Here is an 11,187-nt window from a genome sequence, read left to right as displayed (position 1 = left end):
ACACGCAGCCCTGGCTATCTTGTCCCACATGCTGCCCCACTTCCACATTGGCCGCCTCGGTTTTCAGCAGCCGCTCTAGGGCATTCCAGTCTCCTAGGTCATCCCAGCCAAAATCTGCCGGAATCACGCAGGCCCGCTGCGTTTTTTCCATCAAGGCATAGTCAATGCTCTTTTTGGGAATTTGGGGATAGATGGATGGGCCAAACTGGCTCAGCGGTTCCATAATTTCTGGCGCGTGGTGGTGCAGTTCTGCCAAGGTCACCCCGGCTTGGAAAATAAACATGCCGCTGTTCCAGCTAAAACGACCGCTGGCTAGAAACGTCTCTGCGGTTTCCCGGTCTGGTTTTTCGGTGAAGCGATCGACGCTGTAGGCCGTGAGTCCATTCAAGGTGCTCAGGGAGTCGCCTTGCTCAATGTACCCATAGCCGGTGGAAGCATAGGTGGGACTAATGCCCAGGGTGGCGATCGCTCCATGGTCTTGCGCTACCTGAGCAGCGGTTTTCAGCGTGGTTTGAAAAGCCGCCTGATCGCCAATCCAGTGGTCAGCGGGGAAGAAACCTACGATCGCATCTTCTCCATGGCGTTTAGCAATTTCCATGGTGGCCCAGGCTACCGCTGGAGCCGTATCCCGTCCCTCAACTTCCACCAGGAGATTCGCCTCTGGTAGATCGGGGAGCTGATGACGCACCCCGTCGGCCAAATGGGCAGCCGTAATCACCCATAGTCCATCCCAACCGTCGGTCAGCGGCAACAAGCGCTCAGCGGTGGACTGGAGAAGGCTAAGACCACTGCCATCTAAACTGAGAAACTGCTTGGGACGCTGCCGCCGACTCAGGGGCCAAAAGCGCTCACCTTTTCCGCCAGCCAAAATCACGGGTATCATCAGTTGATTTGCCTCAACATAGGACTTGAATACAGCAGGGCTAATCTGCTCAAGCAGATCGACAGGCAGGTTCATGAGGAAGGAATACTAGCTGCTGAAACTAGAGTTCACGGATCCCTGCTCTGCATACTTGAAGAGTGACATGAAACCCTGATTGACGGACAAAACTTGAAGACTCTCACCCCTCTACCCCTCTCCCAGAACGGTAGAGGGGCTTCGAAAACACCTCTCCCTTTCTTGCTCCCCTTCTCCCCTTATGAGCAAAGGGGAGAAGGGGGTGGAGGGAAAGAGTTGTCAGCCCATCAGCATGAAACCTCTCGCTAACCCATAGCTGTTATAACTCAGCCGTCTGGCTAGGTGCTGCATGGGAGGGGAAGGATTGACGTATTCTCGTGAAATCTAAGCAAAATCTAAACCAGATCGTACAACGGTAGACACCGGTAACCAAAACTGTCGGATATAATCGCGGAGAGCGATCGCACACAAAACTATACATTGCCCTTGACTAGGGGTCTACCTATGGGTGTGTGTGTGATACCAAACCAGTGTGAGATAAGTGTGAGGGATGGAGTGAATCAAGAATCTAATGAGTTTCCGAAACGAACCCCCGAGAAGGCAACAGCGGTGGGCGATCGCCCAGCTACGAGCCCAGCTACGGTTAGTATATCCGCGAGTCTCCCTGACGCTGCACCGGGGCGGGTGGGTATGAGGATTGGTCAATGGATTCAGCGATCGCTTGTCTTAGCAACGGCAGTCGGCACGTCTGCTGTCTTAGGAGCCACGGTAGCCCTGTTTACGCCGGCTTCGGTGAACTTGGTTCCTGACCAACCTCTGCAAGATTTTTCCGTGCTTGATCTATGGCGTAAGGGTGTACATTATCCGATCACTCGCCCTGTTAACATTCTGGTGATGGGGGTGGATGAGCCCCTGGATGGGGGTGCTGGAGATCCCATGGACGGACGCAGCGATACGATGCTGCTGGTGCGTTTAGAGCCAGAATCGCAAACGATCAATGTTCTGTCTATTCCTCGCGACACCCAAGTAGATATTCCCTTTCAAGGGGTGACAAAGGTCAACCACGCTAACGCCATGGGCGGCGCGCGCATGGCTGCCGATGTGGTCAGCGCCAATCTAAATGGTGTAGAAATTGATCGCTACGTGCGCGTCAATACCGAGGCCTTTCGTCAACTGGTGGATCTCGTGGGCGGAGTTGAGGTGTTTGTGCCCTACGATATGCAGTACACCGACCAAACCCAAGGGCTTGAGATTGATCTACAGCAAGGCCAACAGGTGCTCAACGGTGACCAAGCCGAACAATTTGTCCGCTTCCGCAACGATGGCTATGGTGATATCGGCCGGGTACAGCGCCAGCAGCAGCTCATCCGCGCCCTACGCGATCGCCTCACAAGTCCTAGCTTTTTGCCCCAAGTACCTCAAGCTGTGGATCTGCTGCAAAGCTACATTGACACCAATCTGAGTGTTGAGGAAATCTTAGCCCTCGTTGACTTTGGTCTAGATCTGACGTCGGAAGACTTTCGCATGGTTATGCTGCCAGGGCGGTTTAGCTCACCGGATGAGTTCATCGCCAGCTATTGGATTATGGACATGAACGGTCGAGATCAGGTTTTGGCTGACTATTTTGATGTGCGTGCATCAGGTTTAGCGAGTCGTTTTGATCGTCAGTCGGTTCAAGATTTGCGCATTGCGGTTCAAAATGCCTCCGGTGAACCCCAAATTGCCACCCAAGTTGTGAATTATCTTTATGACCAAGGGTTTGACCATGTCTATGTGGTACAAGACTGGCCCTCACCAGAGTCCCAAACGCAGATTATTGTGCAGCGGGGAGACTATAGCGGCGCTACGTCCCTAGGAACTGTGTTAGGCGTTGGGAAGGTGGTGGCGGCATCGACGGGCGATCTTGAGTCTGACCTGACGATTCGGGTTGGCGAAGATTGGCTTAACCACGTTCCAGAGGAGCAATCTGAGACTTGGCGCTAGCAGATACCTTGAGAATGTAAATTGGCGGCCGATCATCAGCCTCGTTGTTCATCCTGAGTTGTTTGCAGGATGGCGACTGGGCTGATCCAGTATCGGTCATGGCCCAAAAGTCGGGATTTCTGGAGCCTTCACGCCATCGAATTCACGTTCTTTCGAGAATTGACGCACCCCTCCAAGGAACTTTAGTATTAGAATCAGGTAAACAAGTGTAAAGATCCGGGTGGATGGGTCATGTTACCGAGGTGACGGTGCCTGTCCCCTGATGCGCGAAGATGGCTTGGGTGTGGAGGGTAGGTTTTCTAATCTGCGATCGCCCATGGGCATCCTGGCAGCGCTGATCTTGCTCGGCATATTCATTGTTTGCTACTCCAATTACGGCTGTGCCGATCTCGTTCTCTCCGTTTGAGGCTAGACGGCCCTGTTCTCGCACCTTTTTGCTTTAAAAATACCCATGATTCATGCTGCTTTCCGCCCGATTGGTGTTTTCTGCGCCACCGTTGTTCTAATTCTTTGTAGCTGGGCGATCGCTCCAACAGCTCATGCCTATGAAAATCCTGACTTGTTGCCAGAGGCTCCCACCAATGTCATTGACCTAGCCGATTCCCTGGCTAGTGTTCAACAGGATGAGCTTGACCAAGCTCTGTCGGACTTTGAGTCAGAAACAGGGTGGAAGCTGCGGGTATTAACGCAGTTTGATCGCACCCCCGGTCGATCGGTCAAAGATTTTTGGGGTTTGGATCAACGCAGTGTGCTGCTGGTGGCGGATCCACGGGGTGGAAACTTGCTGAACTTTAGTGTCGGCGATGATCTGTATGACCTGCTGCCCCGAACTTTTTGGATTGAGCTGCAAACCCGTTATGGGAATCAGTTTTTCGTACGGGACAATGGAGAAGATCGTTCGATTATCTCGGCGCTAGAATCCATTCAGGTTTGTCTACGACGAGGTGGTTGTCAGGTGGTGCCAGGGCTACCCCGAGAGCAGTGGATTCTGACCCTGATTACATCGATTCTGGGTGGGGTTGTGCTGGGTTTTGCGGCTCAGCCTCGACAGGAAGGCCAGCCGTTTGCATGGCAGTGGGCATTAATTTTTTCGCCGCTGTGGGGCATTCTGTTCATTGCTTTTGGGCTGGGCCCCGTCGTCACCCGTACGCCTGACTGGCTGCCGGTGTTGAGGAATGTGGCAGGGTTTACCCTTGGAGCTTTGATAGCCTACCTAGCGCCGCTGCTTGGTAAGACCTCGACTACGTCTGAAACCTAGGCGTCTAGGGAAGTGATGGGGAGAGTAACGCAAGCCCCATGCCATAGACGATAGGGCTTGGGCGATCGCAGCCCTGGGGCGGAGCTAGGGCCGGCATGACGCGGGGAGGCGCAATGCGAGCGACTTCCACTTGGGCATTGGGAAACTTTTCTTGGAGCCAGCGGGCGATCGCGCCATGGTGATATAGCAATCCACCGCAGATCACCTGCTCGATGGCTTGGGGGGGCATAGCCAGCTCTTCCAGCAAGTGAATGACCACGGGATCAAGATTGTGCAGGTAGGGCCAAAGAATGTGATGCTCCAACGTTTGGCGCGTCATCAAGCCGGCATAGCCGCCCACCTGAAGCTGTAGGATTGGATGGTCGCTGAGCGATCGCAAGATGCGCTGGGCGAGCTGCTGGAGCGATCGCCCTAGAGCCGTGGCATCTAGATGGGGTTGCCAGGCATGGCGCTGGCTGGTGTCTGCCTCTCCAAGTCTGGGCAGGCGGTCGAGGTCGTAGGTCAGGCAGGCAGCGAGACCGTCTTGGGCGATCGCCTCTTGATCTCTAGCCGAGAGGGCCGCCGTCAGTAAGGGTGGGCGGGCATCGAGATCGGGACCATAGGGCGCAACGGCGATATCGACCGAAGTGGTGAGACTATCCAGTAGCAGGTGAATAACATCTTGATGAATGGCCTGATCAGCGTAGGGGTAGGCCTGTACTTGGATCACTTGGTCATGCTGTAAGGCAATCAGTTCTGTCGCGATCGCCCCGGTGGAACAAACGACGCTAAAGGATGAGGTCGATGCCGTCACCGGCGGGTTGGCAGGCTCGATAAACCAGCGCTGGGCTGCGAGGAGGGCACTACCATCGTTGACCACGCCAATGAATTGACGAGAGGGCACAAGTTTAGCCTGGAGGATAGCCTCACAGAGCGATCGCCCATAGGTTTCATCTGCCGTGAGGGGACTGCTGATCAGCACACCACCTAATTGCCTCAGAACAGTCTGTACAACACCTGAAGTTAACCCTTCTGCCCCACATTGAACTGTGGCAGGCGAGAGGAGGTCGCCCCGAAAACCACTGAGGGTGGAAAGAATGATGCTGCAGGCTGCCTGGAGGTCGTGCTCGTTGAGATGGGTAGGGTTTAGGACATGAGCTTTCAGATGGCGTAGCAGAATACGTTGATGTTCATTGCTTTTCGTCGGGAGTGGGCTAACAGCCGTAGATGGATTGAGGTCGGCGAGTTCATCAGCTTTGGCACCTACAGCCAGTGGAGTGATATGTGGATCGGTTGAGCGATCGCTGCTGGTTTGGGATGCTGGGGTTGTGATAGATAGATAGATCGAGGTGGGTAGCCCAAAGGATTTGGTTGCTCCCGCTTGGGCGGAAACACTAAACCAGTAGATAGGATGCAGGGTGCGGGTTTGACGGTTGATGAGCAGCGCTGAGAGTTGGGTGCTGCCCAAGTCGATGGCTAGAAACCAAGGGGAATCATGGTCTAGGGGAGAGCGATCGCCCATCCAGGTAATAGCTTGCCTCATGGGCTTTTTTTTTCCGGCGTCTCAGGGACGTCTTCAGCGCCAAAGAAATCATCGAGATCATCGATGGTGTATTGAGGTGATGTCTTAAGGTCAGCGGACAGATCGTCAGCGGACAGATCTGAGCTATCTTCTGGATCCCCTGGACTATCCCCAAATAAGTCATCCAGGGAGGTTTCTACATTTGATAGTGAAGGTGGTTCAGCTTCTTCCTCCAGGGAGGTTTCTACATTTGATAGTGAAGGCGGTTCAGCTTCTTCCCCAAAGGCATCCTCGGCATCTGCAGACATGTCTCCAAATAAGTCATCTAGGGAGGTTTCTTCCTCAGGCAAGGGTTGAGGTACCGGCTCGTTGTCCTCGGCTGTAAACGCATCGGCGAAGTCATTCAGAGTAGAGTCGCCTACCTCAGTATCGAAATCACCAAATAAGCTATCCATCGACTCTGGGGTCTCGTCGAGGATGCTGGCATCTCCGAACATGCTGTCTAAGTCATCGTTAAACGGCTCATCTTGATCATCATCCCAGGTCGGTGGGCTGGGGCGATCGCTCTGTGGATCTGCATCTGCAGGAGCGTTCTCCATGTCATCAGCAAACCAGCCCTCCAAGGTTTCACCTGTTTCAGCGGGCAGCTCCGGGAGACCTTCGGCTGCTGCCGGCATTTCTGATGAAGTGTCTAGGGTATCAGCAGATGGTGCCTCTCCATCTAAGACCCGCTCTAGTAGGGTGTCGAGGGTAAACTCATCGCTCAGGTCAAGGGGAGGGGGCGTAGAGGTTTCGGGTTCGGAAAAAAGCTCGGCTAGGGTTTCCTCAACCGGTTCTGGTGGCTGAGGAGCAGGTGTTTCGTTAGGTTCAGGGATTGATGAAGCATCCTGCACTGTTTCGAGGGCATTGTCTAGATTCTCCAGCGTTCCCGTTAGATTCTCTAGCTCTTCTTCCTCAGGTGTTTCCTCCAGAAGCGTTTCGATGAGGGCATCCTCTTCGAGGGGGGCAGGCAGATCGGCCACGTCGTCATCGAATAAAAACCAATCACCTAGGGTTGCTTCAGGATCAACGACGGGGGAAGCGATCGCCTCTTCTGCTTCAACGTCCGAGGTATCGCTACTGAGGAGTAAGCCCTCGATGGTGTCGGCATCAGCGTCGTTCCAATCCGCTTCTGTGGAAGCATCGGCCGGCTCAGGATCATCATTGCTGAGCAATAACTCTTCGATGCTATGGGTATCCTCATCCATCCAAGCTGTTTCTACAGTCGGAAGGGGTTCGTGTTCAGGCAATGGCTCATCGACGGTAGATGCTGGAGCTGCTCCAGGGGCAGGTTCATCGGGCAGCAGTAGGTCATCCACATCCACGGTATGGACTTGGGTGTCATCGGCATCGAATAGGGCCTCAGCATCCTCCGAGAGCAGATCTGTTGTCTCGAAGGTTTCGAAAAACCCATCCCCTCTGTCGTCAAAGCTGGACTCAAAGAGTGAGGCGTCATCGTCTTCAAAAGCAAGCTCACTGGCATCGGGAAAATGAGGTTCGTGATCCTCAGCGATCGCTCCTTCTGTCCGGTCAGCATCCGTGACTGTTTCATCCGTAGCTTCATCCGTAGCTGCTTCTGTGAATGAATCGGTTTCCCAACCGCCGAACACATCAGCAGATAGGTCTGCATCGGCAGGAGAATCATCGTGCTCAACGGATGATAGGTAGTCTGAGGTGTCTTCCCAGTCATTGCCGATGGCATCAAGGGTCAGCCCCTCTGCGGTGTCTTCAAGCTCCTTAGGAGACTCTTCAGATGTTTCAAGTTCCGAGGGGGGTTCTCGTAGAGCGGCCCAGACATCGGCAAGATTATCCAAGGGGCGAACGTTGTCGTCTGGATGGTCGTCGATAGCCGCCGGCTGATACTCGTCTGCCGCTAGGTCTTCGTCATCGAGGACATCTAGACTGCTCTGGTCTGCTTCCAGATTATAACTAAGCGCGTCTCCCACATCTGCTGATAGATCTAGCCCCAGGGACATGGTGTCTACGTTCTCATCAGGAGCTGCGCTGGCGGTCATCTCGGGGAGAGCTTCGTCTGCAACCGCGCCTAGAATCGTTTCCGTGAAGTCTGCATCCGGGCTAGATGTGGATGTGGGATAGGCATCATCAAAGGAGTCTACCTCTACCTCATCCATCCATGGCGCTGCTGCTCCATCCCAGCGCTCTAGGCTTGTACTCAGCTCAGTATTGGGATCAATGGGAAATGGCGAGTCTGGATTTTCAAGGCTTGATAGATCGTTTTCGAGTTGATTGAGGGTCGTGTCGTCAATGTGAATTAGCTCACTGGGGGCAATGTCTAACTCCTCTCCACCCAGCAGGTCTTCGTCGGGGGAGGCGGGCATGTAGCGATCATCGTCGCCTGTGAGCGTTTGGCTGGTATCTAGGAAGGACGGCAGTTCGCTGGGTTCAATCAGATCCGTGAGTCGAGTAATCATATGCTCAGGATCAACCGGAGCTTCATCGCTCCAGTCGCTGTCTTGAGGATCATCCTCTAGGGCCAAGTCGCGCTCCGTGACTGGAGCATCAGAGTCGAGGAAGCCTAAACGCGCCTCCGAGTCTTCATCAAAAGCGATCGCTGCTGCTGCCTGGCTATCGTCGTAGTCTGAAAACAGCGGTTCATGATCTGGGAAGAGATCTTGGAGAGCCTGGGTAGATAGCCCTGAAAGAGATTCATCGCGGTTCAGGTCTAGATCTGCATCACTGGCCTCCATGTCTTCCAGTGTGGCTTGCTCACTGGTTTCGGTTGCCCGTTGCCCAGCTGGATCAGACAGCCCGCCAAATAGGTCGTCATTGAGGACTTCATCTTCCTCAAGACCAAAGCGGTGAGGAGGCAGGTTAGAGGCTGCGTTTATATCTGTGGCATTACCACCCAGATCTTCTGGGGGTTCAGCCGTGAAATCATCTGCTAAAGTAGGCGATCGCTCCGTGAGAGAGCCGTCTTCCTCTTCGCCAAATAAACTTTGATAAAAGTCGTCGGCGTATAGGGTTTCGGGTGTGTCAATCGCAGCAGCATCCTCGGTGTCCGCAGCGATCGCCTCTGGGGTTGGTACGCCTTCTGTTGCGACTTGTGGAGTGGGTTCATCCTCATCGATGTGTTCCAACCAATCCAGGGCCGACTCTAAATTATCGAGATTCGAGGCGATCGCTGGGCTGGGTTGAGCTTGGGCTGCCCGAGCGGCTTCAACCTCTTCCCTGGTTTGAATAATCGTCTTTTCGTCGTCATCCTCGGGCGTATAAAGAGGGTGGCGCTCACTAATCTGGAAGATGGTGATATCGTCGTCTGAATCGCCGACTAAATCCGTTAGCGAAAAGGGTGTTTTGGCTGGAGGAGCCGGCTTAGCGGCAGCTTCTTCGCTGGTTCCCCCATTCAGCTCGTTCAGCAGACGATCAATTTGTTCGTCTGATAGATTATCTAGCGTAGGGTCTCCCGTCGCTGCTGGTTCAGAAGGGCGAGGTTGTAAGTTAGCCGGTGCATCAGGCGATCGCCACCGTTCTGCTTCTAGGGACGACTGTAGGTAGGACGAGGCTTCACGACCCAGTTGTTGCGCTAGGCGATTCACTAGCCCCGCAAACATAGATTCACCTTGCTGTCCTAAGCTGTGCATTTTCTCTAGCCCTTGGGATAGAGAGTCTTCATAGCTCTGGATATTAGACTGCAAAGATTCGAAGATGACTTGTAGCGTAGCGTCGAGCTTCAGCAAAAGCTGATCGGAACGGGCTTGGGTTTGCTGAATACGGGCCAATCGCTGGCTCGGAGACAGGGGCATGAGATCGGCCGCTGGTAACGCAGCAGCTTCAGGAAAACCGGGAAGCGATCGCTCCTCCTGCTCATACTGGGAAAGGGTCTGGGCAATTTGCTCAGAGAGGGTTTCCTGGAGACGACTCATCAACGCCTTCAAGAAACTATCAATCATCGAGGTTTGATCCGCCGCCGGTAGCCCAATTTGCTGTCGCTGGGCCTGGAGTTGCTTTACGTCTTGCACCAAGGCATCACGCTCGCGGTTGAGCCGATCGATATCGGCCCGCAGGGGCTGCAGCATGTTGCTCCGCAAGTAACTCATTTCTTGTAGAAACGCTTGCAGGACATGCTGGGCAGACTCCTCAGTTAGCATAGGAGATGACTGGGGAGACGGTGCGGCAAGGGGTTCAGCCAACATTTGCTGCTGCAGAGCCAGCAACGACCGACGGGTTTGCTCTAGCACATTGCGTTGCTCGGCTGCCTCCGCCGACATCACCCATGGCAAGCGAGGACTTGCCTTACTTAGCACGCCATCAATTTCGCGGATTAGGGCTTGAATTTGGTCGGGTTGAGAAGTCACAGTAGAATCCCAGACTTAACGCAAAACAGTGCAAAATGCCGAACCTGATGCTTAGATGCCATGGTGGATGCCGAGTTTCCTAGAGAAGAATACCTCTCTATAGAACCAGAGTCATCCCCTAAACCCTGTACTGAGGCTGATCAAAGCCCGTGGGATGATGAGCGACGTGCTGAGCTAGGACGACAATGCGCACTCTACTCTTAGGTTTCCCACAAACCACCCTTTGTTTCCGCATGGTTTGAGAAGAGCATCAGGAGTTAGTAGACAGATATCGGTAGAAAGCTAATCTATGCTACTGACATTCTTCTATTTTCAACAATGATTTGTGTTGCAACAATGAATCTTTAGGTTCAGCTTAACGGTTATGGCAGCTTCCTTGCCTAGACTAGCTCGTGGTGCTGAACGGCAATAGCATGAGATGGAGCGAGCTGTAGAGGATCGTGGATTGGGGAAGGATGCAGCATCTTTGAGGATCTCAGAGCGATCGCTCTCCTTCCAGTTTTAGCTATTAACTGTAAACTTATATAAAGTTTATGTTACAAAACTATGGTTATGACTCAGATACTCCCTTCTCGTCGCCGGCTGCTGGGCTATGTGCTTAGTAGTTTACTTGCCCTCGCTGTCTTGCTGGGCGGAATGCCCGCAGCGTTTGCCCTGGGTGGCCCCCAGCCGACGTTGAATGCCCCAGCCCCAGACTTCACCCTACCGAGCAATACGGGCGATGGTGAGATATCCCTTGCCGACTACCGAGGGCAGTGGGTGGTGGCCTATTTTTATCCCCAAGACTTCACACCGGGCTGCACCCTGGAAGCCAAGCGGTTTCAGCAAGACTTGCCCAAGTATTTAGACCGTCATACTCAAATTTTGGGCATCAGTGTGGATGATGTAACCTCCCACGCAGAATTTTGCGACTCGGAAGGGCTGACCTTTCCCCTGCTGGCTGATACGACTGGGGCAGTGAGCAAAGCCTATGGTTCTTGGCTGAGCGGTGTTTCCCTACGACATACCTATGTGATTGATCCCGAGGGTATTTTGCGCGATCGCTTCCTAGGTGTGCGTCCTGCTATTCACAGCGTTGAAGTGTTGGCTCGCTTAGATGAATTGCAGGCTGTGGACTAATATCAAGTCCGCTTAATCAGCCACACTTAGCATTGAAACGCCTTCCACCAATGGAACTGGGTCAAGCCTGAGA

At 53.6% G+C, this 11,187-nt stretch carries 7 protein-coding genes; 4 read left to right on the top strand and 3 right to left on the bottom strand.

Going from position 1 to position 11,187, the window contains the following annotated elements:
* Window positions 1–958, bottom strand: a 958-nt coding sequence (locus tag V6D20_10555; protein ID HEY9816222.1) for a mannose-1-phosphate guanylyltransferase, incomplete at its 3' end; no start/stop codon positions are given.
* A gap of 495 nt (window positions 959–1,453) precedes the next feature.
* Here V6D20_10555 and V6D20_10550 point away from each other — a divergent pair.
* From V6D20_10550 to V6D20_10540, 3 genes are all read left to right on the top strand, one after another.
* Window positions 1,454–2,881, top strand: a complete 1,428-nt coding sequence (locus tag V6D20_10550; GenBank protein ID HEY9816221.1) for an LCP family protein — start codon at window positions 1,454–1,456, stop codon at window positions 2,879–2,881.
* A 220-nt stretch (window positions 2,882–3,101) separates the two neighbouring features.
* Window positions 3,102–3,287 (top strand): hypothetical protein, encoded by a 186-nt coding sequence (locus V6D20_10545; GenBank protein ID HEY9816220.1) that lies wholly within the window; start codon window positions 3,102–3,104, stop codon window positions 3,285–3,287.
* A gap of 45 nt (window positions 3,288–3,332) precedes the next feature.
* Window positions 3,333–4,139: a TPM domain-containing protein gene (locus tag V6D20_10540; GenBank protein HEY9816219.1), complete on the top strand. Its 807-nt coding sequence runs from the start codon at window positions 3,333–3,335 to the stop codon at window positions 4,137–4,139.
* A gap of 4 nt (window positions 4,140–4,143) precedes the next feature.
* Here V6D20_10540 and V6D20_10535 read toward each other — a convergent pair whose 3' ends face one another.
* Window positions 4,144–5,661: a hypothetical protein gene (locus V6D20_10535; GenBank protein ID HEY9816218.1), complete on the bottom strand. Its 1,518-nt coding sequence runs from the start codon at window positions 5,659–5,661 to the stop codon at window positions 4,144–4,146.
* Window positions 5,658–9,995: a hypothetical protein gene (locus V6D20_10530; protein HEY9816217.1), complete on the bottom strand. Its 4,338-nt coding sequence runs from the start codon at window positions 9,993–9,995 to the stop codon at window positions 5,658–5,660. Before V6D20_10530 ends, V6D20_10535 begins: the two co-directional genes overlap by 4 nt.
* A 552-nt stretch (window positions 9,996–10,547) precedes the next feature.
* Here V6D20_10530 and V6D20_10525 point away from each other — a divergent pair.
* Window positions 10,548–11,114: a peroxiredoxin gene (locus tag V6D20_10525; GenBank protein HEY9816216.1), complete on the top strand. Its 567-nt coding sequence runs from the start codon at window positions 10,548–10,550 to the stop codon at window positions 11,112–11,114.
* Window positions 11,115–11,187: the final 73 nt, after the last annotated feature.

Source organism: Candidatus Obscuribacterales bacterium (assembly GCA_036703605.1).
Lineage (GTDB): Bacteria > Cyanobacteriota > Cyanobacteriia > RECH01 > RECH01 > RECH01.
This window is presented reverse-complemented; position numbering and strand designations above follow the sequence as displayed.